The organism is Leptolyngbya sp. FACHB-1624 (genome assembly GCF_047649235.1).
Classification (GTDB): Bacteria; Cyanobacteriota; Cyanobacteriia; order Leptolyngbyales; family Leptolyngbyaceae; genus Leptolyngbya; species Leptolyngbya boryana.
In genome coordinates, this window is record NZ_CP180258.1 from 4,371,387 (window position 1) to 4,397,702 (window position 26,316).

Below are 26,316 nucleotides of genomic sequence, written 5' to 3' on the forward strand. Positions count from 1 at the left end.
ACTCGGATGGACTGAAGATGGACTCAAGCTGAGTAGTACAGGGACAAAAAAGCAGCACAAATTGTCAAACTGAATCGTTGAAATCCAGGCTGGACGGAAGAACTTCTGCACTTTTAAGCAGAGCCTCAAGGTAAAGTGAGTTCAGGATAGGAGTGCTGAATTAAGTCGTGTGAGTGCGTGAGATTGCGGCTTGTTTGCGAAAACTCTCGGCTTGCATTTCGAGAATGGTCGCGTGATGGACTAAGCGATCTATGGCAGCGACCGTCATCATCGAGTCCGTAAAGATGCTATCCCACTGGCTGAAAGGTTGATTGGCTGTAATCAGTAGACTGCGCCGTTCATAGCGATGAGCAATCAACTCAAACAGCACCGAGGTTTCCGCCTCTGACTTTTTGACATAGCCCAAGTCGTCAATGATCAGCAGATCGTACTTATCGAGTTTGACAAGAAAAGCAGGTAATTGCAGTTGTAGTTTTGCTTGCTGAAGTTGCTGAACGAGCGTGGTGGCAGGCAGGAACTTCACCCATTTGCCCAACTCTATCATGGAACGCCCTAGTGCCGAACTGACATGTGTTTTCCCAGTTCCACTCGGTCCAAAGATGAGGATATTGGAGGCAGTTTGCAACCAACTGGTCGATTCGGCAAATTGCATCACCACTGCCGGATTGAGACTAGGAACATGAGCGAACTCAAAATTAGACCAGGATTTTCCGCAAGGCAATTGCGCTTCGGTGAGCGCGCGGGCAATCCGAGCCTGGTCGCGACGGGTTGCTTCCCCTTCGGCGAGTGCTAAGAGGAATTGAGCGTAGCTCCAATTCTCCTGAGTGGCTTGATGTTCGACCGTCTGCCAATCGGACAGGAAGTGGCTCAACTTGAGGCGTTTGAGCACCGTCGTCAGGGTTTGGTAGGGACTCAACTGGGACTGGGGATTGTTTCTGTGTTTGGAAGAGTTGGTCATAGCTCGATAGTGCGTGTTGCATTGAAGCAACTTCGGGAACAGGTAGGGATTTCATCAGATTGAATCGATGTTGGAGACGAGAGAGGGTGAATGTACCGGCTGCAAGCTCAGTTTTGAGATAGTTCGCCACTTCGACTTCTCGGTCTTGAGTGGCTGCAATGTACAAGGCCTCAACCATCCAACGAGCAGCAGTATCGGGATCAGTGCCGCGTTTCATCTGTTGCCAGAGTTCGCGCCAGTCGGCATCGGGCAGTAAGTCTTCCTGCCATTGGCAGTGCAGAAATGCTCTGGGTTTTCGACGCAGACTCTCGACGATATGGCGATAGTTGATGCAGCGCGCCCGTCGAATCGTTGCACTGCCATGGACATGAAGACGAGGCAACACAACGACTTGAGTCGTGCCGACAAAGCCCGCAATCTGGTCGTGATAGAGATGTAATGTCAGTTGCTGCCCAATCAGTCGAGACGGCACACTGTAAAGAATGCAACGCACACTGATGGTACTGTGGGCACTGACTCGACTACTTAAAACCTCATAATCCGCCGTCCGATATTGCGGTAAGCTTTGCAAAGTGGAACGTTCCAGCTCAAATTTTTGCTGGCACTTGGCATTGAGCTTTGCTATCACCGATTCGATGAACACCTGATACTGAGCGACACTCTCAAAATCAAAGCTGCCTCGACGGTACAGCGCCTGACACAATCGGCGTTTGAAGTACCCATGAGACGACTCGATGGAACCGTTTTCATGAGCCACGCCTGGGTTGTTTCGAGTCGGTTGCATCCGGTAGTGGTCACAGATCGCGGCATACATTTGCGTCAATTGCGGATTGCGGCTACCCGTGTTGCGATATGCCGCACTGAGACTATCGGTGCGATGTTGCTGGGGCACTCCTCCACAGGCAAACAGCGCATTTTGTAAGCCTTGGGATAAGCCCACAAAGCTCTCCCCACCCTGAATTACCTGCACATATTGCCACCCACTAAACGCCAGTCGATAGTGATACAAAATGTGCTGAAACGCTTGTCCTCTGACTGTTACGGTGACACCCTTGAGGTGCGTAAAGTCAGACAGTCCCAGGACTCCCGGAGAATGCTGAATCTTGAACATCACTTCTTTCGGTTTCCCGTGTTGAGCTTTCCAATCTTTGACCCGTCGTTCTACGGTTCTCAGTTTGTCGTCATATTGTCCGGGATATAACTCTTGCAGCGTTTCAAACAACGTGATGGGGTGTAGGCGAGGTTCTCGTTCTAGCATCGGAAGCAAGTCTGCTTCCCAATGCCCATCGAGTGGGTCTTTGCGGGTTTTCCAATCTCTCGGTCGTCCGCGTTTGGGTCGATGCGTCCCATTTTCAATCCGCTGGGCGGTACGTCTTGAAATCCCAGCTTTGGCTGCCGAGGTTTGTCGGGAATGTCCCGATTGTTTCGCGTTCATGTACAGTTGAACCTGTTGATATTTTATTGATACGGGCACTAGGAAGTCTCGAATTGCAAGTTTGGACGCATCCTAGTGTCTTTTCTTTGAAGATCTCGTTGGATCAAGATTGCTGAATCAAGCTGCTCGATCTGATCCGGTTTGCAAATGAGAAGGTGTTCTCTTATTTGGAAAATTTGGGGTGGGCAACGTAATTGTCAGTTGAGCCAATACAATTGTCGCGCCATACGGGATTTACGAGCGGATTGAATTGCCCCCGATGACTCCTCACATCACACGGGTTGAACGCTATGGTGGGACTTGCCCGTGTTGCCAGCAGGGGTATGAAGCGCCAGTTCCCGTTGGGTTGGAACCCGGGTCTCCCTTCAGCAACAGTGTGGCGAGTCTCGTCACCTACCTGCGTTACAGTCATGCCATCAGTTATCAACGACTGAGCCAGTTGATGAGCGAACTTTACGGTCTTAGCTTGTCCGAGGGCGCGATTGCCAATCTGCTGCAACGGGTACAGGTGCAACTCGAACCTGCTGTGACCCAGATTGTCAACCGCTTACGCAGTGCCCGGTTAGTCGGCAGTGATGAGACGGGGGCGCGAGTGAATGGGAAAACCCAGTGGGAATGGGTGTTTCAAAATGACCAGGTGTGTTTGCATGTGATTCGTCCCAGTCGGGGTAAAGCCGTCATTGAGACAGTGATGGCAGGGCATCAACCGCAGATTTGGGTTTCTGATTTGTTTAGTGCCCAAGACGCGCATCCCGCACAAGACTGGCAGGTGTGTCTGGCACATCAACTGCGGGATTGTCAGTATGCAATCGATACAGGCGATGAGTTGTTCGCACCCCGGATGAAGCGGTTATTCCTCAAAGCAATTGCGCTGCAACGGCGACGACACACCCTCGCTGACTCGACGATTCAGCAGTATTGCAGTCGATTGCGCGGGTCGCTGCGGGAGATTTTGAATCTCAATCCTAAATCGGTCGAGGGACAGCAGTTGCTCAACCGCTATCACAAGATTCGCGATCATCTCTTGCTGTTTTTGACCGATGAGACGATTCCACCCACCAATAATGCCAGTGAGCAAGCGTTGCGCTGGAGTGTGGTGTTTCGCAAGGTGACGAACGGTTTCCGCTCTGATTGGGGAGCAGAGCTATTCGCTCAGGTGCGTTCTCTGGTCAATACTGCACAGCGTCAAGGCATTTCTGCTTTTAATGCCATTTCCCGTGCCCTGACCTCACCCCAGACCGATTGGCTACTCGGTTGAGCAATTACTTATGTTCTGCCTTTAGGACTACCGACACTCTTGTGAATTGAAAAGTGGCTCAGACAAAAGCCCAAATCATTGAGCAGGATTTAGCCACCAATCACTTCAACGAAACTAGAAAGACTTCTGTGGGTAGCTTGCCTAGACCTATAGGCAGAAGCTTGCGAACCTGAGCCAGGGAGATATTTACTGGAGTAATGATGTACTATTTTTGGATTGTACTGTTCTTAGGTGTGCAATTATTTTGCTTAGGATTGCTTTGGGTCAGTTGCTTTCCTGGAGCATTAACGGATGTTGAATGGAGCCTCATTTTGCCATTGTATTGGTTGCTGACAACTCCTCTCGGGATTCTCATCCTGCTGCTGGCGTTTGGGTTTGTGATTTGGTCGCGACGGCGTTGGAACAGTCAGATTCGCCCTCCAGCAGAATCATTACCCAAAAGACAACCCAGGCGATTTCTGAAGCAGCTTGTTGTTGTGACCTGTCTTGTTCTGTTTCTTACGTCTATTTTGATCCGGATCAATCTGCCCCAAACGATCGCATTTTCATTGTCTCGTCCTGCCTTTGATGCTTTTATTGCGAATGAAGCGAAGCTAGTCAAACTGTGTCGAGACCCTCTCAAGCCGCAATTAGGGATCTATCGAATCAAAGACTGTGATATCGATTCTCAGGGTGGAATCTATTTACAGACAGGTTGGCATGGATTTCTGTTTAATTCTGCCGCTTATGGATTTGTGCATCGACCCAATCCGCATGGAAGCGAGCGTTTTGGAAAAGATATTTATGAGTATCATCCAGTTGTAGAAGATTGGTATTGGTTTAGGGCATCTCAGGATTGGTAATCATGATGAAATTTAAAGTTGCGATCGCTGTGAGTGTCGTTTTAGTCGGGAGTCAGCTTGCGATGGAGCCTATCAAAGCGACTCCTGTACCCAATGCTAAATCTGCTCCTCCTCTACAGCCTCCAGCGGTGGTACTAGGATTTGCTGGAATCGCTCAACTCGATTGTGTTCAACAACTTGAGGCGGGTGAATATCGCTGTGCGAGGTATTGGGCAGAAGTAACCCATTTGCTCAAATCATCAGTTTATCGGGATGTTGAATCACAATTTCCTCCACACCTTCAGCGTCAACTTGCGATCGCAGATCAATCCTGGGCGAAGTTTCAAACTCAACACTGTCAGCAAATGACCCAACGTTTACGCAATCAGCCAGATTTCCCGCTGGCAATGTCTGTGTGTTTGGCGAAACTGAACAACGATCGCATTTTAGAATTGCAATGGGGAGGGCAGATCATCACCCGCCAATCTCGTGATCCTCGATTTGAATCCTTACTCGATCAACTCAAGCTGAGAAATTCATCAGTGCAACGCCAGTGGGAGGACTATCGAACTCAGCACTGCCAAGTAGAAAAAGCTATATTTCCATTCAATAATCTTAGATTGGCGGAATGTCATCAGCGTCTCAGACAGGCTCGATTGGAGCAACTTGAAGACTTTTTTGCAGCGCCTTCTCGCGGGTTGGATCTTTTTAGAGGTGATGCACTGCCTGGAATTCGGGAGCTAAATTGTGTGGATGGTACGCAGATAGGGTTGAATCGATGCGCAGTCTATTGGTCACAAATGACTCAGTCGCTGCGATCGCGCATTTTACAAGATTGGCTCAGAAGACTCTCTTGGCAGCATGGGCGAGCATTTAAGAATGCTGAGATGGTCTGGCAAGACTATCATAGAGCGCACTGTGATGAGTTGGTTGAACCCGTTAAAGAAGGTTCTATGGCACCGATGGTCTATCATCGCTGTCTTGCAAAGCTGAATAACGATCGCATTGCTGACTTGAAGGGAATCGCTGCTTACGAGCCAGACGAGGATGTGCGATCGCAGCTTACACCTCAGCAAGATAAGATTCAACAGCTTTGGGATCGTTACCAGGCTGAGTATTGTAAATTTGAATCACAGTTTTTTGGCAATCAAACGAGAACGAAACAATGTCCAACTCGTTTGAGTAAAGCGCATTTGCGTCATCTCAAGGAAATGATGAATGTTCGATAGGATGCCTGAAGAATGCGACTTCTATTGTTATTTGCCCTTTTTACTTGCAGCTTGACGCTCGTATTGAGCATCTATCCTGGATTGCTCAATGGATTTGTCGTCTTTGTTGCGATCGCACTTCTCTGGCTGATTCTAATTGGTTGGGTTGTGATATCGACGCTTCAAGCATGGCGCAATCAAAGTTCAATGCGCCCAGTGATTGCAATCGCTCTCATGCTTGCTATTTCCTATGGTCTGCTGAAGTTCTACGTGCCTCGACGGGTTGCTTTTGCACTCTCTCGACCTGCCTTTGAACAGTGGCTTGCGGCGCATCCTGAAAAGCTCCCAGAAGGACGAGAACTGAATTCTAAACTTGGACTCTATCAGGTTGAGGATTACTTTGCTGGTGATGGGGATGACCACTATTTCCGAACGTATCATCATGGAGATGGCTTAGGGCCAGACACTGTTTCCTATGGCTTTGCTTATCAACCCAATCTAGAGCAAAGCCCGTTGGGTGCGGCTGGATACAAGCTCCATCCATTAGAAGGAAAATGGTACTGGTTTATAGCTTCAAACGATTGGTAGTGAGAAGAACGATTGCAATTCCAAGAGTGTAAGCGATCAAATCTCGCCAATCGAAGGTAGATCCGATTGTGAGATGAGCGAGTTCGGAGTTGCGCCACCCGAGAATATCAATGAGATTCAGGAACTGAAGAAACTCGATTAAGTAAGCAAAAATGAGCGTTCCAATTGCAATTTTCCGAAGTGGAACCGCAACAAAAGCATGAACAAAGTAAGCAATCACCATGACGATCAGAACATCTCCTAGCAGCGGTCGAATCCAGTCATCTCGAAAGAAGAGGGCAATCATCACAACTATTGCAAATAGGATTGCAAACAGGGTGAAAGAACTTTGATTGAATCTCAACCAATTGAGCTTGAGGGATAGTTTTGGCATCAATGGTTCACTGGGCATAATTTGCTGAAATCATAACATCGTTTGTTGAAGATGATCTCAAAGTAGACTGATAGCAATATGGACAAAACTAGGGATTTCAATGCTGAATGACGATCGCATAACTCCTCTCTCAATTGCACTTACCCTTTGGGATATGGGTATTGTTTCCGAGCAAAGCCTGATTGCTTGGGCAGACGCTCAGATTTTGGCTCAAGAGAAACCTGCCTATGATTTGCTAGAGATTGCGACTAAAGGTGCGGAAGTATGCCTCAAACAAGGCGTGATTGAAACGGCTCAAATTTCGCTGAACTACTCAGAGGAATTTTTTATTCGAGCTTATTTGTTGGCTCTGGAGTGCGATCGCTCAGCAGAATCTTTCATCATCTGGGCTTCTAGCAACTGCTTCGGGAGTGCAGAAATTCCTGAAGGCTTACTAGCATATCATTTGGAACATCTCTACTATGATTGTGAGGATGTTGATGCTGCGATCGCATTACTGCGGATTGAACTTCCAAAGCTCATGCCTCGCTGTGAATCCTTCGCGGTTCCACTTCTAGAGCAAGTTTCAGGGTTAGAGCTGTGTGTTTAATTTTTAGAGATAAGCATGGGAAAAACGTTTGTTGTAATCGATGGATATACATTAGCGATCGCACAGAACGATTCTGATGTGTTGTTTTCTGGTCGCCACAGTCGCAGAGCCTTGACTCGATATGACGATTCAGCGCTGATTGAGTTTTTGGCGCATCATGCACAGAATGAATCGTTTTGGCAGTGCTTTCAGGCGCATGAAATTTATGAAAATGAGTGCGATTTTTCAGAACTTGGCGGAGCCAATCACTTCTTGATCAGAGATAGCCAGCAACTGATTCGCGATCACAGTTGGAAATTACCGCAAACTTATCAAAATTGGGCGATTTGGGAACTGGTTGATCAGCTTCAAGGTCAGTCTTGCAATGAACCGATTTGTTTGTGGCATCCGGGGAGTTTCTATCGGATGTACTGTATTCCCTATCGCACTGCGTTCAAGATAATGCAGGTTGCTCGAAATTGGGCATGTCTTCCAGCGGTTGAGGGAATTGAAGTTCTGAACGAAATTCAATGGAATGTGCGCTTTGCATCCTCTGCTAGTTCCAATCAACCCTTGCTTATTCCTCAGATTTTAGATGAGCTTGAGGAAACAGCTAGCCTCTATCTCCTGCTCTTTGAAGATCAGGCTCGTTTGTATACGCCGAATCAGGTGGAAGGAATTCGATATGAATTGCTGAATCAAATGTCGATCGCGAACCTACTCGATCGCGAACTCTCTACGGAAATTCTCGGTTGCCTCGCTACTTATCCAAACCTTCAACGCTGTGTAATTCAAGCTGAGAAGCTATGGCGTTATTTAGATTGTGCTTCGGTCAGACAGGACAAAGACAGTTTGAGTTTAGATTGGATGTTTTTTGATCCGCCTTACTCTGAACCAGGATTTCACAAGCTCTGTTTACAGCAGTTGAAACAAGCAAAATTGCAGTATCCCCATACGATTCCTTTTGAGGCGTATGGCAAGCAATATCGACTTGTGACAGGTCGTGTGTATCATCATGCGATGACTTTATTGACTGTTTTAGAAATTGAAACGCCAGCAGATGCGATCGCGTTATTTGCTAATGTCAATGAACCTACTTACCTGGAGTTAGTCGCTTGGGCTGCGCTTGAATCCTGTTCGTCCCCGATAGAAGCTTGGGAAATGGCTGTCGATTGGAGGAATCGGGAAGATGAGCTAGCAACTTTGGCAACCGATCCCTCTTTACCGAAAGCTGAGTTTTTTCTGAATTGTTTATCCTCCCATTTAGCACGACTCTGGCAGAATGGCGATCGTCCTGCTTTGAGAAAGGGATTGCAGAGGTTGCACTATCATTTTTCTAAAGAAATCTGTTTTCTTTACTGTCGAGGTCAGATGCTCCTCTCTGGAACACTGCCATTTCACTATGCAGAATGGTTTGACGGGGGCTTTCTTCGGCTTTATCAATCAGAGCATTGAGCGAAATCTAAACATCAAGGAGGGAAACCTGAGTAGATAACTTACATGGACTGACTCACGATGAAAAATCAACTTTTATGGGCTGTGCTTGCGATAGCAGTTACAACATCAATCCCCTCGGCTTCCATCTCACCCGTCTATTCTGCGATACCTCCTCTATCGGAGCAAAACCTAAAATCGCTCTCGCACTACATCGTGATTGGAACTGTAATGTCAGATCAAAGCAAAGAAATTCCAGCTAATTACGGAACCATCCATGCTCATACCGCAACGATTCAGGTAGAAAGCATAGAGAAAACGAGATCGAGACAAACCCCACTTAAACCTGGACAAACGATCGAGGTTCGTTACGAAAGGCGTGGCAAAACTGGGGGACGGACGGGTTCTCAGCGACAGTCCAAGCCCTTAGAAATAGAGATGAAGGTCAAACTTTTTCTCGTCGAAGGGAAACAAGGCTTTTTTCTTTTAGAACCCAATGGCTGGCAACCCTATTTGCCACAAGCAAAAACACCCGCAACTCAATCTCGATTAGATGAGCAGTTAAAACGTGCAGGCTGGAACCCCGCAGTAACGAGAGCGTTTATCCATCAAATTCGGCTAGCAGCAGAGCAAGCAGATGCAAAAGCCTTCGCGAACCTAGTAAGATTTCCAGTGACAATATCGCAAAAGGTCTATCATGAACCGGAAAGTTTGATCCGTGACTTTCCACAAGTCTTTACAGAAGATGTTTTACAAGAACTCAAGCAAGTCGATGACTCCATGATTTCTGTACAACAGAAGCATGTCATGATTGGAGGTGGAACGATTTGGTTCGATCAAGAAGAAAGCAGTCCCAAAATTGTCTCGATCGCGAATTGGATTACGTTTCAACGTATTCTGGAATACGAATTCACAAAATTAAGACGTTGATGTCTGACCATTTTGCCATGATGTGAAACTAGTTTTAACTATAGAAATTTTTCCGGGACTGCTAGCAACAATCTGTAGTTATTCTAAATTAGGATTCACTGGCTCAAATGTTCTCAAAACTAAGATCGCGATCGCTTCTCTCTATTTTCCCCCTACTAGCCAGCGGAATTTACATCTTGCGTCCTGCCCCGCCTGAGCCTTGTGAGAGCTTGCGAAAATTTGGTGCGATCGAGCAAGCAGGACGCTGCATCATTAACCGTAGCGTCACCCTAGAAGGTAATCTCAAACGACTGCCCGATCGACTCACTATCAAAGGCAACTTGACCATTAGCGGCACGTACATTGAAGACCTTCCTAGTGCAATGATCGTTGAAGGAACCCTTTTCTTATACAAAACTAGCATTGCCAAGCTTCCCCCAGACTTGCAGGTTCAAGGAAGCTTCGATCAATATAGCGGATTTGGTTCTCCAGGCGTTAAATGTAGTGCAATCCCTAAAACTGCTTTCATCAAGGGACATCGGAACTGTCACTAACGCGCGATCGTAGTAGATGACCTTCAGCTTGGATAAAAGCCGCACAAGCTAGGTGAGAACTTATGGCGCTGCTGACCCTTTAGAAGGTGGTGTCGCTGGATATATCTGGGCAGCAGGTGGGAGCGAGAGGGATTGAAGATAGGGTGTTGTCGGATCGAAGTCAGCGATCGGAATCAAAATCAACCCATCATTTGTGATTGCGATGACTCGAAGCCGGTCGGCATCATATTCGATCTCATGAATAATCGATTGGGTTTGATATTCTGCAATGACTCGCCCATCCGTGACATTAATTTGAACGATCGCGAAACCTGCGCCGAATAGTAAGGTATCTGCATCGGGAAATGCTAAACAACTTCGCCACAAACCCTGACTCCGAGGATGCTGGATATAGGGAAAATTGATGCCCCACTGCTGATCGAGATAGGGATCACAAGATGAAAAACAATACTCGACTTCTGGAGCAGCAGGCAATTGTTCCGTCTGGAATGTATGATACTTGATCCGGCAATGATAGCCCGTCCAAACGATCGCATTTGTCCTCGGATGCAACTGCAATTCGCCCCGATGGCAGTCACTTACCTCCATAAATTGCCCAATCAGAGTCAACCGATTCTGCTCTAGATCATCAATGCGATAAATGCTATAAGCGAGATCGATATCCGCAGCTTCAACAACCATTAAGCGGAGTGTGCGATCGAAGATGATTTTGTGGTGACAAACAAAGCTCATGGCTGTTAAATGTAACCATCTATGTTGGGTCAAATGGTAGAGGCAAACTTGTCCATCTTCTCCAACAAGATACAGATAAGTCCCACAAGCAGTAACACTCAGATGGGTTATCTCAGGGTTCTGATCGTTCCTAGAAAGGAATTCATCCTCTAAATCTGGAGAAGAGAGCGGCGGAATTACGATCGACTCGATCAACCGGAAATCCTCCCAAGCGTAGATCTCCAAGTAATTTTGTTCAAGGTGGCATTGAACCACTGCAATTCGTTCTAAATCTGGTAAAAGAACAGCGGATGGGCTTGCAGTCCAATGCTTTGAGATCGAAGAACTGAGTTGCATCTCTCCTATGATTTTAGGCTGAGCAGTAATATCCCACTTCACCAATTGTTTGAGACTGATTTGGGTGATCACTTCCTGCCGTCTGGGATGATGTAATAGGCTTTTTGTGTATTCCACTGCCTTACTCTGGGATTATGACATAGAACGAATGGGAGTTGATTGTATATCGTACGCGCACTCGCTATCTTACATGCAATACTATGTGCCTTTCGCGAATTTGATTGTACCAAGTCAACGACAACACTGAGTGCGAACAATCCCTGACTGCCAAATCGATTGTTGTTTCATGGATCGACTTTTGAACCATTCACTTAATGATACTGAGTACGATTCATAGACGAAAAAATCTCCTGCTAGCTGCTAGCAAGAGATCACTTTATCTCAGGAAATCACTGGACTTTGATACAGCCGTTCTTGATTTCAATCTTAGAATCATCTTTGATTTCGACTTTGCCGCAAGCAGTTTCAATCGTTGCTTCTCGACCACTGCCTTGAATCGTGGCTGCCCCCGTTGTTCTTGCTTCAAATGTAACTTCTTTGTTTGAGCCATCCATGCGAACTTTCATCACATGCTTTTGGGAGTCTTGATTGGAGTACTTGATGTAAACAGTAGCCACTGACGGCATCGCAAAGGCAACAGTTGGCATGAGCGCAAGTGCTGCAAGAATGAACGTTTTTTTCATGGTTTTAGCAAGAATTTTGAATCAGAAGAGATTGGAACAGACAGAGTAATAGGTCTGTGTTTCACTACTCTTCTTGCTTGACTATGGCAAAGCTTTGCTCTGAATTCGGATGAGCAAAACACGGGAATCATAAGGCTTAGCGTGCAATGTATTCTGCTTTAATTCAGTACATTTCCTGAAATCGCTAAAATGCATCTGGAATTGCGAGTCACGAACTGTAGCTAGTTCAAATATAGCTAGGGTAAAAATTGCAAACAATCACCGCGATCTCGAATTCCAAAGACTTTTTTCATCTTCTCTGCTGAACGTAACCTTGACATAGAACCCAAGCGATCGCACTTAGGATCAATAACCCGCCAATCCAAAATGAAATCCGAATGGCAACAATTACCCCAATTGCGCAAGTTCAGGAATTGAAGCAGCCTCTACAGGCTTGCTTTCAGGTGTCGGCTCGTCCTCTTCGATGATTTGCCAAATTCCTTCAATATGTGCCACCCATCGGCAGGGTTGAAATTCGCCGAAACTGACCAGAATTAAATCCTTGACCTTAGCTTGATCCGTTTCGCGAATATAGTAGCGCAAAGGCAAATCGTCTTCGCCCCGATACGTAGAAAGTTCATTTTGAGGATGGACATACCCTTGTGTTTCTACGATCGTCTGAAAATTTGCGTCTCCCAATTGATCCCTGAGTTGCTTGAAATCTTGGCGATCGATTTCAGCTAGCGTAAAATCCCACCGCGAAATTCCCATCGGCACTTTGACAGGACAATTCCAATCCTCACCATCAGGACTGCCATCATAGGCATCCATTCGTCGGGTGAGATCAAAGGGTTTCACAGCGAACGCTGGGCGACGAGAGACTTGCGGTGGATGCGATCGCGCTCCCACTTCAACCCGACAAAGAACTAACCGCAGACCATCCTCATAACCTGTAACAAATTTGACTTGATAATTAAAAATGCGCGTAAACAGCATTCCCTCGCCCGCAGGAGCCGAGTCAGTCCAAATTCGCTCACACCGACTGAGGAAATCGAACTGATTCAATTCTTCAGGCACGATCGATGCAATGAACCAATCCATACAAATCGGGACATTGGTTCGACCCGGTTGGGTATCTGGGTTCCATTGCAAACGCTCAGGCGAACTAGAATATTCACGAATCTGGTAAAACGCCTGAAGCAGTATGACGAGATTGGGATAGCCTTGGGCTTGGATAGCTGCAATTTGTTCAGGCGTGATGCTATCTGGGGAAAGCCCTGCGACATCGAGTTCGACTAGAAAGAAGCGACGCTTGGCAGATAGAGTAGCTTGACTATCGGAGTCATGCTGTCGTGCCAGTTGCACAATGTCGCCCGATCGCTTTTCGAGGCTATCTAATGTCGCTTGCTCAGGAATTGTCACCATGAGATGAAATCCGGGATAGTAATAGGTAATAAATCATACTTCTTCTCAGACCTGCCCAACCTGCCAAGCCAAAGTTAACGCCAGTGTCCCCAGAGCCAGCGTTTGTTTGCAAGCACTCTTGATTGCTGAGGCTACAAATCTTGAAACACAATGCTGGTTTTGAGCGATTGACAGCCATCCCAAAGCAACTCCGATTTGCGAATACGAATGCGAAGACTCTCAAAGATTTCCCAGTCTCAATAAAAACCTCATAATTGTTTTTAGAGAGCAGGCGAAGATAGTCACGCTCGACAAATCAGATAAATTTTGAGAACGTTCCTCAGAATGGATTTTGCTCAACACTAAGCGCCTTATGATGACGGGAACGCTTCCCGAGTAACTTCAATCTCTTCATTGATGAACCTGAAGCAGCCCGATTAAGGTCTCTTTTGCTCCGAGGTCATATAGATTGCGGAGATGATGCGTCACTGCCTCAACGAAACGCGAGGACTGCGGGAGATCGCCAAAAAGTTCAGAAAGCCCGAAGAGACTACTGGGATCGGAACCGCCTGCTTGGGCACGTTGAGTGAGAGCATCTGCCATTGGATCGTCAATTGAAATCGGCTTCTTCTGGTCATCCAGTCCATTTAAGTAGCGGAACCAAGCAGCGATCATCAAACTCAGATAGTCAATGGATTCACCTTGCTGTAGTTTCTCCCGCAGTGGACTGAGCACCCACTTAGGGAGCTTAGCTGAACTATTGAAACACAAGCGTGGAAGCTGATCTCGGATTTTGGGATTTGCAAATCGCTCAATCAATGTCTTTCTATAGGTGTCCAAGTCAATTCCAGGAACAGGCTGGAGCGTCGATGTGACTTCCTCCATCAACTGTTCAACGGCTTGTCGAATGAGCCGATCTGCCATTGCTTCATGAACATAGGAATAGCCCATCAATGTGCCGAGATAGCCGATCAGCAGATGGCTAGCATTGAGCAGGCGAATCTTCATCATCTCGTAAGGATGAACATCATTTGTAAATTGAACGCCCACTGCTTCGAGTTCCGGTCTACCTGCACAGAAGTTATCTTCGATGACCCACTGAAGAAAAGGTTCAGCAACGACTGGAAAAGCATCTTCAATGCCAAACTGATTCCGAACCATTTCAATATCCGCTGGAGTGGTCGCGGGAGTAATGCGATCGACCATACAGTTTGGAAAAGCAACATGGTCAGCAATCCAACGCCCCAACTCTGGATCGTGCAGTTCTGCAAAAGCTGTTAGCATTTTTTTAACAATATTGCCGTTCCCCTGCAAGTTATCGCAAGACAGGACAGTAAAGGGTGCTACTCCCTGTTGACGACGTTGATCTAATGCAGCTGTCAAAAAGCCATAGACCCCGATCGGTTGATCTGGATGTTGTAAATCATGCTGAATTGTTGGGTGATTGACATCAAATTCACCGCTGCCCTCAATGTAGTAGTAGCCTCCTTCTGTAATCGTGAGTGTCACAATGCGACATTGAGGATGGGCTAAGGCATCAATCACAGCTTGCCGATTTTCTGGCGCGAATAGGTACTGTGTAATCGAACCAATGACTCTAGCATTATCGCTTTCGGGCGATCGCTCTACTAAGGTGTATAAGCAATCTTGTGACTTCAATGCATCTCGCATCCGCTGATCGAATTCCAGCAAGCCAACTCCGCAAATGCCCCAATCACTGTTGGGATGCTGGTGAAAGTAATTGTCAAGATAAAGGGCTTGATGGGCGCGATGAAATCCGCCTACCCCAATGTGAATAATTCCATTCTTGATTTGATGGCGATCGTATTGGGAAATGCGAACATCACTCGTTAAACGAGCAAGAGAGGCTTCATTCAGCTTGATGGCTGATTCGGTTTTGATATTGGGGTTCATGGGATTCATCCATTGTTAAGTGGTGACGACGAGCTTTGGGAACAGATTCACCGTTTTGATTAAACAGGTGGCACAGATCGCTATCTACATGAATAAATGCGCGATCGTGCATCCGGCTAGGATTGTCACCATCAGTTTGCACAACCAATGTGTCACCCCCCGCAATTCTGACGTAGAGAAATGTCTCTCCACCCAGTTGTTCCACGACAAGCACTTCACCTGTCAGAGTTGGATCATTGTGATCCAGTCTTAAGTGTTCTGGTCGAATTCCTAAGGTTGCTCCATCTCCAGTAGAGAGGCTTCCAGGTCTAACGGGAATGGTCACGCGAGCACCACCCGGAAGTTGAACTGTTGTCCCGGAGTCATTGACGGCGGATACCGTGACGGGGAGAAAGTTCATTTTCGGTGAACCGATGAATCCAGCCACGAATAGATTTCGAGGATGATGGTAGAGTTCCAGCGGTGATCCTACTTGTTCCACAATCCCGCCCTGCAAGACCACAATCTTATCGGCAAGTGTCATTGCTTCGACCTGATCGTGCGTGACATAAATCATCGTGGATTGCAGGCTATCGTGTAGGCTTGCAAGTTCTAGCCGCATCTGTACTCGCAAAGCTGCATCTAAGTTTGACAAAGGTTCATCAAACAAAAATACCTTGGGATTCCGAACGAGTGCCCGACCGATCGCCACCCGCTGACGTTGCCCCCCCGATAGCTCTTTCGGTTTCCGGTTTAAGAGGGGTTCTAACTGGAGGATGCGAGCAACATCTCGCGCCCGTTCCATTCGTCGCGCTTTTGGCATACCAGAAAGCCGTAGACTGAATGCCATATTTTCTGCCACAGTCATGTGAGGATAGAGCGCATAGGTTTGGAACACCATGGCTAATCCCCGTTTGTCTGGTGGCACATCATTCACCCGTTCTCCATCAATCAACAGATCCCCCGAGGAAATGTCCTCAAGTCCAGCAATCATGCGAAGTAATGTTGATTTCCCACAGCCCGATGGACCCACAAACACCACAAACTCACGATCGTTAATATCCAGATCAATGCCTTTGATGATTTCAACGTCAGTGTACCGTTTATGGATATTTCTTAAAGTAACTGTAGACATGAACTGCTCCTATCGATGATTAAAAACAAGCAGATGCTATTTCACGGCGCCAAAGGTCAGACCTCGAACTAATTGTCGTTGGCTTAACCAACCAAAGATGAGAATGGGTGCGATCGCTAACGTTGATGCAGCAGAAAGCTTTGCCCAGAACAATCCCTGCGGACTGGAGAATGAAGCAATAAACGCAGTAAGTGGAGCTGCATCAGACGTGGTGAGATTCAAGCTCCAGAAGGCTTCGTTCCACGACAGAATGATAGATAGTAGCGCAGTAGAAGCAATTCCCGGCAGTGCCAATGGCAGTAACACGTGGCGAAGTTCTTGTTGAGTACTAGCACCATCCATCCGATCGGCTTCTAGAATTTCTTTGGGGACATCTTTGAAGAAGCTATAGATCATCCAAACGACGATCGGTAAATTGGTCAGCGTGTAAATGATAATCAAAGCGAGACGAGTATCTAGCAGCCCCGCATTCCGACACAGGATATAGATGGGAACTAGAACGCCAACAGACGGTAGCATTTTGGTGGACAACATCCAGGTCAAGGTTCCCTTGGTGCGTTTGGTGGGGAAGAATGCCATCGCATAGGCAGCAGGAATAGCAAGCAGTAGTGCAAGAATCGTTGAGCCGAGGGAAACGGCTACGCTGTTAAACGCATAATTGAAGTAACTTGCCCGATCCTGGATAGTCACATAATTTTCCACGGTTGGCTGGAAGAACAACTGAGGTGGAGTCGCAACCGCAGCAACTTCAGTTTTGAAACTGGTGATAAACATCCAGAAGATTGGGAAGAACAGGAGTAAAGCAGTTAACCAGCCCAGCACTGCCCACAGCCATGTACGAGAATTTTTACGTGCCATTTTAAGTGCCCCAATTAGGTATCCAAATTACGAGCAACACTCCGCAACAAGAAGATTGCTACGATATTTGCCAAAATTACGGCAATCAAACCACCGGCTGAAGCACCACCGACATCAAATTCTAGTAGCGCTTTCAGGAAGATGTAATAGGCTAGGTTTGTTGTTGCTAAACCAGGCCCACCACCCGTCGTTACGAAGATTTCCGCAAAGATGGTGAGGAAGAAAATTGTTTCAATCATTGCGACAACGGCGATCGCACGGCTGAGGTGCGGCAGCATCACGAATCGGAATAGCGCGATCGCATTTGCGCCATCCATCCGAGCAGCTTCTAACTGCTCATGATCAAGCGACTGAATTGCGGTCAATAAGATCAGCAACGCAAAAGGAAGCCACTCCCATGACACAATGATGATGATTGCTAGTAATGGGAAATTGGCAAACCAATCGATCGCGCCTAATCCTAAGCCTCGTGTAATTTGAGCAAACAACCCATTGACCGGATGCATCAGCATATTCTTCCAAATCAATGCACTAACTGTAGGCATGACAAAGAAAGGAGAAATCGCTAGCACCCGCGCAATTCCCTGTCCGGGAAAGTCTTGATCAAACAAGATGGCGAGTAATGTCCCAAGTCCGATCGTAATTGCCAAAACGGCAGCAACTAGCACGATCGTAGTCCCAAGCGAAATCCAAAAACCTGAATCACCGAGGATAAAGGTGAAATTCTCAATCCCAATGAACTTTTGTGCATCTGGATTCAACAGGTTATACCGCTGAAAAGAAAACCAGATGGTCATCACCAGCGGCACAATCATCCATAGCAGCAGCGCAATGACGGAAGGCGCAACAAGCGGTAAGGTTGATGCCTGACGACGAGTTCGTCGTCTGGGTGGCGGTGTTTCGGGGTGACGTTCTACAACAATTGAAGACATAGTTTTAACGATCGCAAATTGAATGGTCTTTGAACCGCATTGGTCAGAAAGTAGGAACAGATCTCAAGCGATTGAGTAACCTTGAAAACTGCTGCTCAATCTGTCCCTACTGGATATAGCCTGTATGTCTCATGAAGCGCTCCGTTGTGCGTTGAGATTGCTGCAATGCTTGATCAACAGAGGTACTACCAGTCAGTGCAGCCGCGATCGTTTGTCCAGTCGATGATCCAATCGCTTGGAATTCTGGAATATCCACATACTGAATGCCTTTATAAGGTGTGGGTTGAGCCGCAGGTCGGGTGACATCAGCAGATTGGATAGAACGCAGCACGATCGAGGCAAAAGGAGCGGCTTTTTGATAGTTAGGATTCTGATAGGTGGAAGTGCGAGTACCCGGTGGTACGGCAACCCAACCATTTTGTTCAGCAACTAGCTGGATATACTCTTTCGAGGTTGCCCAAGCAATAAACCGTTCCGCTGCTTCTGGTGCTTTCGAGGTTTTAGGAACTGCTAAAGCCCAAGCCCAGAGCCAATTTGAACCATTGGGATATTTCTCGATCGGCGCACGAGCAAAGCCTAGCTTGTCATACACCTTAGATTCTTTCGGGTTCGAGAGGAGTCCCGCCGCAACGGTTGCATCAACCCACATTCCGCACTTGCCTGTTGAGAACAAGGCTAAATTTTCATTGAATCCATTAGAGCTTGCTCCAGGTGGACCGTAGTTCCGCATGAGATCTACATAGTAGGTGATTGCTTCTTTCCAAGCGGGTGTATTAATGGTTGGATTCCAGTTCGTGTCAAACCATTGACCTCCATAGGTATTCACGAGCGTTGAAATGAACCCCATATTTTCACCCCAACCCGGTTTCCCCCGTAAGCACACGCCATAAACCCCATTTTTGGGATCATGGATTTTACTTGCCCACTCTTTAATTTGAGGATAGGTGGGCTGTTCAGGAACCGTAATTCCTGCTTTTTCAAATAAATCCTTGCGATAATAAAGCATCGAACTTTCGCCATAGAACGGCACCGCATAGAGTTTGCCGTCATTAGAAAGTCCTTCTCGAATCGGTTTTAACAGGTCGTTGACATCATAGCTAGCAGGCAAATTTAGTGGTCTGAGCCAATCGCGTCTTGCCCAGATCGGAGTCTCATAAGATCCGATCGTCAAAACATCAAATTGCCCACCTTGGCTGGCAACATCAGTCGTGACCCGCTGGCGCAATACATTTTCTTCCAACACGACCCATCTCAGTTGAATGTCGGGGTTCGCTTTCTCAAACTGGCTGGAAAGCTCTTGCATGATCACCATATCGCCGTTATTGACGGTGGCGATCGTGAGTCTTGTTTTTTCTGCCGCTTGCGAACCTGAAGAACAAGCATGTAACAGTTGCGTCAACATCATGCCAATCAGGAACACAACGATGATCTTGGCGAAGCGAGGTGTACGCATCGCTAGCTCCTTATATTAAAGATCGAGCAAGTAATATCGAGTTTATGCTCCACTCTTGGGCAAAAGCTCAATAATAGAAATCATACTGATCTCAGTTCTAAAACTAAATCGTTCATTCGGATTTGAAACAATTCTTGATTAACAAGGAGATAAGACCGTGACGGCAAACGCAACTTATTCGTTTGAGGGAAAAACGATTTTAATCACAGGTGGTGCTGGAGATATTGGAAAAGCAACGGCACAACGCTTTGCAGCCAATGGTGCTGGAGTAGTTTTGCTGGATTTGAATGAAACCAAAATGGCAGAAGTGGTGCAGGAATTAGAGGAGTACAATGTCCCTCTTGGTGCATTTCAGTGTGATGTGACGCTTGCAGACAGTGTGGCAAATGCATTCTCGGATGCTGTGGCGCAGGTTGGACAGATTGACTACATCTTTAACAATGCTGGCTATCAAGGAGTCTTTGCCAAAACGGATGAGTATCCAGCGGATGATTTTCAAAAGGTCATAGATATCAATGTCATTGGCGTTTTTCATGTGCTAAAAGCTGCGGCTCAACATCTCCGGGATTCAGGGGGTGGCGCTATCGTCAATATGGCGAGCCATGCAGGAGTGGATGGTCCTCCGAACATGCTGGCTTATGCAGCTTCCAAGTTTGCCGTGATTGGCATGACTCAAACGACTGCAAAAGATTTAGCAGCTTACGGAATTCGAGTGAATTCTCTCTCACCTTCACTCATTGGACCGGGCGTAATGTGGACACGGCAAACTGAATTGCAGGCAGCCGTGGGTTCTCAGTATTTTGATCTCGATCCCAAAGTTGTAGAACAACAAATGATCAGCTCAGTGCCAATGCGCCGTTTAGGCAGTTTAGAAGAGGTTGCCAACGGGGTTGCTTTTCTCATGAGTGACGAAGCGAGTTATATAACAGGATTTAACCTGGACATTACGGGGGGACAATAGCGATCGCAGAATTTTGAGTAGATTTTTGTGAGAGAAATGTGATAAACCTGACAAAGAGATTTGAGCAAATGCTCTAGCTTTAGATATAGGCTCAAAAATCTCTTTGGGTAGATGCTTTTTTCTGGATGGTGAGATATGGGAGAACCTTTTATTGAGCGACGCGATCGTAAACTGGATCTTGCGGCTCATGCCGCTTGGCTCTATTACATTGGTGGCAACACTCAAGAAGAAGTTGCCAATAAGCTCAATGTCTCCCGTCAGGCTGCTCAACGCCTCGTTGCACTGGCTGTTAGCGAAAAACTGATCAAGTTTCGCCTTGATCATCCTTTAAAGGAGTGTATCGAGCTAGCTGAAATGTTACGGGACAAATTCCAATTGTCTTTGTGTGAAGTAGTGCCCAGTGATACCAGCAAAGTTGACGATCTGAGTGGGATTGGCGTGTGCGCTGCTGATTATTTAGAGACTTATTTACTCGCAAAAGCTCCAACCATTTTGGCATTTTCTTCTGGACGGACATTGCGTGCAATGGTGGAACAGATCCCATCCATGGATCAACCTCAACACAAAATCATCTCTATTATTGGCAACCTGTCCCACTATGGGCGTGCGGGTCGTCATGAAGTTGTTATGCATCTCGCCGATCGCGTCGGTTCTCAAGCCTATCCTGTTCCGACTCCAGTTGTTGCGACCAGCGTTGAAGAACGGCAGCTATTACAGACACAGCGATCGTTTATTACCGTAAAAACCTTAGCAGAGCAGGCGAAAGTAACATTTGTTGGGATTGGTCATATTGTTTGGAATGCTCCACTTCATCAGGACGGCTTTATTAACGATGAAGAAGTTGCGAAATTGATTGAGCTAGGAGCAGTTGGAGAGATTGCAGGTTGGGCATATAACTACGAGGGAGTTTTGCTACAAGAAGGTATCAATAGTCGCGTTGCCAGCGTTCCCTTACAGCAACCCGCTCAGCGTTTGGTCATTGGTGTTGCAGGGAGTGAAAAAAAGGCAGAAGCCATTCTAGCTGCCATGCGTGGCAAGCTGATTACAGGACTCGTCACTGATAAAGCCGTTGCTGAAGCCATTCTTGCCAAAGTGTAAGTGCGGTAGAACATCAGCCCAGGATTGATCAAGAACGACTGTGTGAATTGAAGCCTTATACAGTCGTTCTTAATCACTCTCAAGGCTGGAAATTAGTAGCCTATCCATCGATGTTCCATAAATTTGCCCGTGAGCGCCGATAGATTTGTCTATCTAACCACTCCATGACTGCTTGCTCATCCTCGAAGCGGATAGTGAGATGATGCAGAGGATCATAAGCCTGCCAGTATAGAGTGCCAGAGCTATCCATTTTCTGTCGAACCTTGGGTTCGCTAGAAGGTAATTGCCAGAGATTCGACAAAACCTCCCAAACCCAGCGGAAGCCTGAGGCAGTTAATTGATCAAGTTGTGGCGGAAGTTGTTCAAGCCGTTCGTAGTTTCGTTGCTGTTGAAACGTTCGCATCATTAAGCCTCCTTAACACTACAATCCCACCTTAGATTGTTTGAATCGTGAACAAACACCCTTATGATTGTTTGTCATCTCAACAAACCTGAAGTTGGATAGTTTCTTATGAAAGCAAACCTCAGTAAGAAACCCCTGGCGACGGATGCGAGCTTGCTGAAGCAAATTAACTTTACGCGAATTCTCAGCTTATTACGGTATTTGCCCCGTCTGACTCGTGCTCAGATTGCCCATCGAACTGGCTTGACTCGTTCAACGGTTACTCTCATTACGGCTGAATTAATTGAGGCTGGACTTGTACGTGAGGGAAAATCAACGGCATCTGGAACTGAAGGCGGGCGACCTGGCATCGAGCTAGAACTCAATCCAGAAGGTGCTTTTTTTATTGGAGTTGCGATCGAAGATGAAAGCCTACGAGTGGTTGAACTGAATTTTGCAGCTCAAGTGACCCGACGAGTCGAAATCCCGATTACCGACACGGCTCCAGACATTATTGCTCAGCAGTTAATTGAGTTAATTCAACAGGTCTGGGAAGCAAACCCAGAGAGTAAAGCGCGATCGCGGGGAATTGGTATCACGATTCCAGGGAGCTTAGATCGGCAAGGAATTGTCCTTCGTGCTCCCAGACTAGGCTGGAAGAATATCGACTTACGAACTTATTTGGATCTATATCTGGATGTGCCGCTCTACATTGAAAACGATGCTAATGCAGGTGCTCTCGCTGAGATGTACTTGAGTGGATCGATGCCCAGTCATAGTTTGCTTTACTTATTTCTCAATGTTGGTATTGGCGCTGGCATGGTCTTAAACAATCGCCTAGTCCGTGGAGCGGGAGGCACTGCTAGTGAAGTATCTGAACTGATGATTGACCCGCACGATTCTGATACTCCAGCCGATGTGCGTCCTGGAACCTTTGAAGCTTTGTGCAGCAAGCGAGGTCTATTACACGCCTATTACCGCCGCACTGGAGAAATCATCAATCTTGAAACTCTGCTGTGCTGTTTAGAAGGGGGTGACGCGATCGCTCAAGCTGTCGTGAACGAGTGGGGAAAATATCTGAGTTGGGGAGTTCGAGGATTGGTTGGAGTACTGAATCCAGAACAGATTGTTTTTGGAGGACAACTCGCAGGATTAATCCCCTATGTGCGAGATCAGTTTGATGAAATGTTGCAAGGTTGCTTGCCGGATGGGAGCGGCTATGGTTTTGATCAGGCTGCTCGTTTTCGGCTCAAGATTTCTAGATTTGGAAAGGATTCTACAGCGATCGGGGGTGCAGTCCTGGTTTATCAATCACTGTTTCAAATGCCTGATTTATTACTGCTGCATCATATCGTGTGAATGGCGATTGAATAGTCGTGAATGATTCAACGCACTGCTTTAAGAGCTTCATATAATTGCTGATATTTTTGAAAAGCAGACTCATAAATTAGATTTTTCTGTGGTTGTACAACGTTTTCAGCTTGGGGAAGGATCTGAAATGCAGCTTCTAAATTGGAATACACCCCAACTCCTACCATCGCTAGAATTGCAGCTCCATAGGCAGCACCTTCTTCAGCTTTAGGTGCAATCAATTCTGTCTGCAAAATATCTGCTAGAATCTTGAGCCAAACACTCGATCGTGCTCCTCCTCCGGTTGCCAAGAGTTGCTTCATTGGAGTGATGTTGTGAATTATATCCAAGGCTTCTCGTAGACTGAATGCAACGCCTTCCAGTACAGCCCGGATGAGATCAGCTTGCGAATGGGCTAAAGCTAAATTGACCCAGGCACCCCGAGTTTCTGGATCAAGGTGAGGGCTGCGTTCTCCCGCAAGGTGAGGCAGAAATAAAACACCCCGAGCACCCGGCTGTGAACGTTCCGCCAACTGCATCAGATCCGCGAAGGCAATTTGGGGAGCGATCGTGTCTCGATACCAGCGCAACGAGCCGCCTGCCGCGAGCGTCACACCCAACAAGTGATAGCCGCCATCCGCGTGACAAAACAGATGCACTCGTCCCTCTGGGTCAGGGATGGGATGCTCCAAAGGAGCAAAAATCACGCCCGACGTACCGATACTCAGACTTCCTCGATTCAGATTACTGGCTGAAATTCCCAACCCAATTGCGGCGGCGGCATTATCACCCCCTCCAGCAATGACGGGTAATCCGGCTGGTAGCCCCACGTGTGCTGCGATCTCTGGTTTCAAGCGCCCGGAGATCGCCGTAGACTCCACGACAGGTGGAAACCAGGCTGGATTCATCTCAAGCGCATTCAGAATATCAATGTCCCATTGCCGATTTGCTAGATTCAGACAGCCTGTTCCTGAAGCATCGGAGGGTTCTGTAACCGCTACGCCAGTTAGGACATAGCCCAAATAATCCTTAGGCAGCAAGATTTGCCGAACTTGGGCATAGGCTTGTGGCTCTTCTGTTCGCAACCAGACGAGCTTTGGAAGCTGAAACCCTGTAATTGCAGGATTGCCAGTTCGTTGAATCAATTCTTGACGAGAAATTGTCGATTCGATCGCTTCTACTGCTTTTCCAGTACGCTGGTCGTTCCATAAAATGGCGGGTCTGATCACATGACCTTCTGCATCGAGCGGAACCATCCCGTGCATTTGCCCGGATAACCCGAGCGCGATCGCACGATGTTCACTAAGCTGTTGAGCAATGTCTGATAAAGCCTTCAGGCTAGCTTCTACCCAATCTGCCGGATTTTGCTCTGTCCAACCCGGTTGTGGTGTGAACAGGGGATAACTTTTTGTGGTCTGAGCCATGAGTTGTCCATGCAGATCAACCGCGATCGCACGCACCCCTCCTGTCCCCAGATCTAGACCTATCACTACGTCAGCCAAGCTTCCCTCCCAGTTCTGAATGGTTTAACGGGCTTTCTTCTTATGCAATCAGGCGAGAATCTCCTTTGCGGCTGAAGTAATTTCAGAGGTGAGGAACGGGATGATCATACGCTTGCCTTAAGTGTATTAGAACTTCCGCAAAGCGTTCATACTCTCAGAAAATGACCCTGAAACAAAAAAAGACCCGTCAAATCTGACGAGTCTAGGCGAGATGATTGACCTTAAGACCTTAGTGATGTAGAAAACTTTTTGCTGTCTCACGATGAGAACGTGGTGACTTTGGAGAATAGAATCCTTTGATTTAAACGATCGCGCTTACTTTGAGAAGCACATGCCGTCGGTGGACTCCGACGTGGCAGAGGCTGAAATCGGGGCAAGGGTTGACCCAAATGACGAAGTTGTTTGAGATAGCGCAAACCAAGTTGCAGAAAACTCAAGCCTCGCTCTGGATGGGAATCGAGCCGTTTGCGTTGACCGCAACGCACGAGCAAAAAGCCTAAAACCAAAGCAATCAGCGTTGCCATATCGAGCAGCATGAACAGACGGGTAAGCCCTGTGGCATCGCGTAAATGAGAGCCAATGATGTCAAAGGCAGCAGATTTGTAGTCTTTAATGTGCGGTTCAATTCCGCCAAAGCGATGACCATAGCGCTCAAACGTCTGTAATGAAGGGGGTTGGCTACTGAGGACAGCCCAAGGCTCTTGTCCCCCTGGCAGTGTAGCAGTGGCGAGATGGCAGGGGATGTCTTCGAGAATTGTCACGTTCGGGAACAAGTAAGCCTGCTCGACTGGAGACAGCAATTGAGCAACAGACTGCGATACACCGGGAGCGAGGGTAATCGTGAGATTGCTTTTAGCCCGAATCAACCAGTCCCATGCGTGTCGATTGCACCACCGCATCAGTTCGCCATGCTCAAAGCCACGGTCTGCCAGCAGCGTCACCCGACAATCAGAGGGCAACAGGCTGAAAACTTGCTCTAAGACAGGAAGATAAGCTTCAAAAGCAACTGTTGCACTGCCATGTTCCAAAACCATCTGAGCTAAGGTGAACGAGCGTCCACCCCAAACAAAGCAGACCCCAATCCAACAGAACTGATCCCACAACACACTGGTATCGAGCGTCAGCAGCAAGTCTGTCCCGGCAAAGGCACAGAGCAATTGCTGCAATAATGGAACATAGAAGGTTTCAGCATTGACCTGCGGATTGGTCAGTAAGTAATTCAAGCGAGCATGGTGACTGCGGGCGGTACAACCGCGATGGCTCAAATAGGGCAACCAATGATTCAAGCAGGCGCTCTCGGATTGTAGAATTGCAGCAACCGCTTCGGATACGCCCTCTAAGTGCCGTTGGTCACGCGGTTGAATCCATTGACGGAATTGGTCGATTAGTTCACGATACAGATGGGGCAGTTGCATGAGATTGTTTTTGTGTAGGAACTTAAGCCTCTCACAATTTGCCCCGCCCAAGCCATTCTTGTCTCACATGAGACTCTCGATAAATCAGACGTTTCAG

Annotated in this window: 24 protein-coding genes and 1 pseudogene; 11 read left to right on the plus strand and 14 right to left on the minus strand. The window is 47.2% G+C overall.

Features of this window, described 5'->3' with window-relative positions; genetic code table 11:
- Positions 1-160: 160 nt before the first annotated feature.
- On the minus strand, positions 161-958 hold the full coding sequence (gene istB, locus ACMUEV_RS20680; RefSeq protein WP_415354657.1) for an IS21-like element helper ATPase IstB: 798 nt from the start codon (positions 956-958) through the stop codon (positions 161-163).
- 379 nt (positions 959-1,337) lie between these two features.
- Positions 1,338-2,393, minus strand: a pseudogene (istA, locus tag ACMUEV_RS20685) (IS21 family transposase); the annotation flags it as partial.
- Positions 2,394-2,637: 244 nt separating this feature from the next.
- Between istA and tnpC the strand changes: the two are divergent.
- From tnpC to ACMUEV_RS20705, 4 genes are all read left to right on the plus strand, one after another.
- On the plus strand, positions 2,638-3,651 hold the full coding sequence (tnpC, locus tag ACMUEV_RS20690) for an IS66 family transposase (RefSeq protein ID WP_347277606.1): 1,014 nt from the start codon (positions 2,638-2,640) through the stop codon (positions 3,649-3,651).
- 197 nt (positions 3,652-3,848) lie between these two features.
- The gene (locus ACMUEV_RS20695; protein ID WP_190651363.1) at positions 3,849-4,493 is read left to right on the plus strand and encodes a hypothetical protein; all 645 of its coding nucleotides are present in this window, start codon (positions 3,849-3,851) and stop codon (positions 4,491-4,493) included.
- 2 nt (positions 4,494-4,495) lie between these two features.
- Entirely contained in the window at positions 4,496-5,701 is a 1,206-nt protein-coding gene (locus ACMUEV_RS20700) for a lysozyme inhibitor LprI family protein (protein ID WP_190651365.1), read from the plus strand.
- Positions 5,702-5,713: 12 nt separating this feature from the next.
- Positions 5,714-6,268 carry a hypothetical protein gene (locus tag ACMUEV_RS20705; RefSeq protein WP_190651367.1) on the plus strand — a complete coding sequence of 185 codons (555 nt, stop codon included), beginning with the start codon at positions 5,714-5,716 and terminating at the stop codon, positions 6,266-6,268.
- On the opposite strand, the gene ACMUEV_RS20710 is transcribed toward ACMUEV_RS20705, so the two are convergent.
- Entirely contained in the window at positions 6,246-6,554 is a 309-nt protein-coding gene (locus ACMUEV_RS20710; RefSeq protein WP_242044433.1) for a DUF2809 domain-containing protein, read from the minus strand. The two genes, ACMUEV_RS20705 and ACMUEV_RS20710, sit on opposite strands and share 23 nt — an antisense overlap.
- Before the next feature lie 241 nt (positions 6,555-6,795).
- On the opposite strand from ACMUEV_RS20710, the gene ACMUEV_RS20715 reads away from it, so the two are divergent.
- The 4 genes from ACMUEV_RS20715 to ACMUEV_RS20730 all read left to right on the plus strand — a co-directional run bounded on the left by ACMUEV_RS20715 (position 6,796) and on the right by ACMUEV_RS20730 (position 10,106).
- Positions 6,796-7,230: a hypothetical protein gene (locus ACMUEV_RS20715; RefSeq protein ID WP_242044435.1), complete on the plus strand. Its 435-nt coding sequence runs from the start codon at positions 6,796-6,798 to the stop codon at positions 7,228-7,230.
- Between the two features lie 15 nt (positions 7,231-7,245).
- Complete coding sequence (locus tag ACMUEV_RS20720; protein WP_190651372.1) at positions 7,246-8,664, plus strand: hypothetical protein; 1,419 nt, start codon at positions 7,246-7,248, stop codon at positions 8,662-8,664.
- A gap of 210 nt (positions 8,665-8,874) precedes the next feature.
- Entirely contained in the window at positions 8,875-9,573 is a 699-nt protein-coding gene (locus ACMUEV_RS20725; protein WP_348251649.1) for a hypothetical protein, read from the plus strand.
- Positions 9,574-9,680: 107 nt separating this feature from the next.
- Positions 9,681-10,106 carry a hypothetical protein gene (locus ACMUEV_RS20730; protein ID WP_190651376.1) on the plus strand — a complete coding sequence of 142 codons (426 nt, stop codon included), beginning with the start codon at positions 9,681-9,683 and terminating at the stop codon, positions 10,104-10,106.
- 60 nt (positions 10,107-10,166) lie between these two features.
- On the opposite strand, the gene ACMUEV_RS20735 is transcribed toward ACMUEV_RS20730, so the two are convergent.
- The 8 genes from ACMUEV_RS20735 to ACMUEV_RS20770 form a co-directional block, all read right to left on the minus strand.
- On the minus strand, positions 10,167-11,291 hold the full coding sequence (locus ACMUEV_RS20735) for a hypothetical protein (protein ID WP_190651378.1): 1,125 nt from the start codon (positions 11,289-11,291) through the stop codon (positions 10,167-10,169).
- 272 nt (positions 11,292-11,563) lie between these two features.
- Positions 11,564-11,857, minus strand: coding sequence for a hypothetical protein (locus ACMUEV_RS20740; RefSeq protein WP_190651380.1), 294 nt, complete (start codon positions 11,855-11,857; stop codon positions 11,564-11,566).
- A gap of 387 nt (positions 11,858-12,244) precedes the next feature.
- Positions 12,245-13,261, minus strand: a complete 1,017-nt coding sequence (locus tag ACMUEV_RS20745) for a hypothetical protein (RefSeq protein WP_190651381.1) — start codon at positions 13,259-13,261, stop codon at positions 12,245-12,247.
- A 390-nt stretch (positions 13,262-13,651) separates the two neighbouring features.
- Positions 13,652-15,154 (minus strand): mannitol dehydrogenase family protein, encoded by a 1,503-nt coding sequence (locus ACMUEV_RS20750; protein ID WP_190651383.1) that lies wholly within the window; start codon positions 15,152-15,154, stop codon positions 13,652-13,654.
- A complete protein-coding gene (locus tag ACMUEV_RS20755) occupies positions 15,111-16,268 on the minus strand; it encodes an ABC transporter ATP-binding protein (protein WP_190651384.1) in 1,158 nt (385 codons plus the stop codon). The genes ACMUEV_RS20750 and ACMUEV_RS20755 overlap by 44 nt, the downstream gene beginning before the upstream one ends.
- Before the next feature lie 36 nt (positions 16,269-16,304).
- On the minus strand, positions 16,305-17,126 hold the full coding sequence (locus ACMUEV_RS20760; protein ID WP_017287272.1) for a carbohydrate ABC transporter permease: 822 nt from the start codon (positions 17,124-17,126) through the stop codon (positions 16,305-16,307).
- Positions 17,127-17,140: 14 nt separating this feature from the next.
- Positions 17,141-18,058: a carbohydrate ABC transporter permease gene (locus ACMUEV_RS20765; protein ID WP_017287273.1), complete on the minus strand. Its 918-nt coding sequence runs from the start codon at positions 18,056-18,058 to the stop codon at positions 17,141-17,143.
- Between the two features lie 106 nt (positions 18,059-18,164).
- Positions 18,165-19,511 (minus strand): ABC transporter substrate-binding protein, encoded by a 1,347-nt coding sequence (locus ACMUEV_RS20770; protein ID WP_017287274.1) that lies wholly within the window; start codon positions 19,509-19,511, stop codon positions 18,165-18,167.
- Positions 19,512-19,668: 157 nt separating this feature from the next.
- On the opposite strand from ACMUEV_RS20770, the gene ACMUEV_RS20775 reads away from it, so the two are divergent.
- Both ACMUEV_RS20775 and ACMUEV_RS20780 read left to right on the plus strand, forming a co-directional pair.
- Positions 19,669-20,472 carry an SDR family oxidoreductase gene (locus ACMUEV_RS20775; RefSeq protein ID WP_190651386.1) on the plus strand — a complete coding sequence of 268 codons (804 nt, stop codon included), beginning with the start codon at positions 19,669-19,671 and terminating at the stop codon, positions 20,470-20,472.
- A gap of 135 nt (positions 20,473-20,607) precedes the next feature.
- Positions 20,608-21,570, plus strand: coding sequence for a sugar-binding transcriptional regulator (locus ACMUEV_RS20780; protein ID WP_190651389.1), 963 nt, complete (start codon positions 20,608-20,610; stop codon positions 21,568-21,570).
- A gap of 100 nt (positions 21,571-21,670) precedes the next feature.
- Here ACMUEV_RS20780 and ACMUEV_RS20785 read toward each other — a convergent pair whose 3' ends face one another.
- Entirely contained in the window at positions 21,671-21,976 is a 306-nt protein-coding gene (locus ACMUEV_RS20785) for a hypothetical protein (RefSeq protein ID WP_348251650.1), read from the minus strand.
- Between the two features lie 105 nt (positions 21,977-22,081).
- On the opposite strand from ACMUEV_RS20785, the gene ACMUEV_RS20790 reads away from it, so the two are divergent.
- Positions 22,082-23,311, plus strand: coding sequence for an ROK family transcriptional regulator (locus tag ACMUEV_RS20790; protein ID WP_190651393.1), 1,230 nt, complete (start codon positions 22,082-22,084; stop codon positions 23,309-23,311).
- 26 nt (positions 23,312-23,337) lie between these two features.
- Here the strand turns inward: ACMUEV_RS20790 and xylB are convergent, their stop codons facing one another.
- Positions 23,338-24,804, minus strand: a complete 1,467-nt coding sequence (xylB, locus tag ACMUEV_RS20795; RefSeq protein ID WP_190651395.1) for a xylulokinase — start codon at positions 24,802-24,804, stop codon at positions 23,338-23,340.
- Between the two features lie 257 nt (positions 24,805-25,061).
- Positions 25,062-26,219: a transposase gene (locus ACMUEV_RS20800; protein ID WP_415354608.1), complete on the minus strand. Its 1,158-nt coding sequence runs from the start codon at positions 26,217-26,219 to the stop codon at positions 25,062-25,064.
- Positions 26,220-26,316: the final 97 nt, after the last annotated feature.

Coding starts and splice junctions, on each gene's coding strand:
- ACMUEV_RS20785 (WP_348251650.1), bottom strand. CDS start 21,976: ATGATGCGAACGTTTCAACAGCAACGAAACTACGAACGGCTTGAACAA.
- ACMUEV_RS20715 (WP_242044435.1), top strand. CDS start 6,796: ATGGGTATTGTTTCCGAGCAAAGCCTGATTGCTTGGGCAGACGCTCAG.
- ACMUEV_RS20770 (WP_017287274.1), bottom strand. CDS start 19,511: ATGCGTACACCTCGCTTCGCCAAGATCATCGTTGTGTTCCTGATTGGC.
- ACMUEV_RS20750 (WP_190651383.1), bottom strand. CDS start 15,154: ATGAACCCCAATATCAAAACCGAATCAGCCATCAAGCTGAATGAAGCC.
- ACMUEV_RS20780 (WP_190651389.1), top strand. CDS start 20,608: ATGGGAGAACCTTTTATTGAGCGACGCGATCGTAAACTGGATCTTGCG.
- ACMUEV_RS20730 (WP_190651376.1), top strand. CDS start 9,681: ATGTTCTCAAAACTAAGATCGCGATCGCTTCTCTCTATTTTCCCCCTA.
- ACMUEV_RS20720 (WP_190651372.1), top strand. CDS start 7,246: ATGGGAAAAACGTTTGTTGTAATCGATGGATATACATTAGCGATCGCA.
- ACMUEV_RS20800 (WP_415354608.1), bottom strand. CDS start 26,219: ATGCAACTGCCCCATCTGTATCGTGAACTAATCGACCAATTCCGTCAA.
- ACMUEV_RS20765 (WP_017287273.1), bottom strand. CDS start 18,058: ATGTCTTCAATTGTTGTAGAACGTCACCCCGAAACACCGCCACCCAGA.
- ACMUEV_RS20700 (WP_190651365.1), top strand. CDS start 4,496: ATGATGAAATTTAAAGTTGCGATCGCTGTGAGTGTCGTTTTAGTCGGG.
- ACMUEV_RS20705 (WP_190651367.1), top strand. CDS start 5,714: ATGCGACTTCTATTGTTATTTGCCCTTTTTACTTGCAGCTTGACGCTC.
- ACMUEV_RS20790 (WP_190651393.1), top strand. CDS start 22,082: ATGAAAGCAAACCTCAGTAAGAAACCCCTGGCGACGGATGCGAGCTTG.
- ACMUEV_RS20760 (WP_017287272.1), bottom strand. CDS start 17,126: ATGGCACGTAAAAATTCTCGTACATGGCTGTGGGCAGTGCTGGGCTGG.
- ACMUEV_RS20755 (WP_190651384.1), bottom strand. CDS start 16,268: ATGTCTACAGTTACTTTAAGAAATATCCATAAACGGTACACTGACGTT.
- ACMUEV_RS20695 (WP_190651363.1), top strand. CDS start 3,849: ATGATGTACTATTTTTGGATTGTACTGTTCTTAGGTGTGCAATTATTT.
- istB (WP_415354657.1), bottom strand. CDS start 958: ATGACCAACTCTTCCAAACACAGAAACAATCCCCAGTCCCAGTTGAGT.
- ACMUEV_RS20710 (WP_242044433.1), bottom strand. CDS start 6,554: ATGATTGCCCTCTTCTTTCGAGATGACTGGATTCGACCGCTGCTAGGA.
- ACMUEV_RS20740 (WP_190651380.1), bottom strand. CDS start 11,857: ATGAAAAAAACGTTCATTCTTGCAGCACTTGCGCTCATGCCAACTGTT.
- ACMUEV_RS20745 (WP_190651381.1), bottom strand. CDS start 13,261: ATGGTGACAATTCCTGAGCAAGCGACATTAGATAGCCTCGAAAAGCGA.
- ACMUEV_RS20725 (WP_348251649.1), top strand. CDS start 8,875: ATGTCAGATCAAAGCAAAGAAATTCCAGCTAATTACGGAACCATCCAT.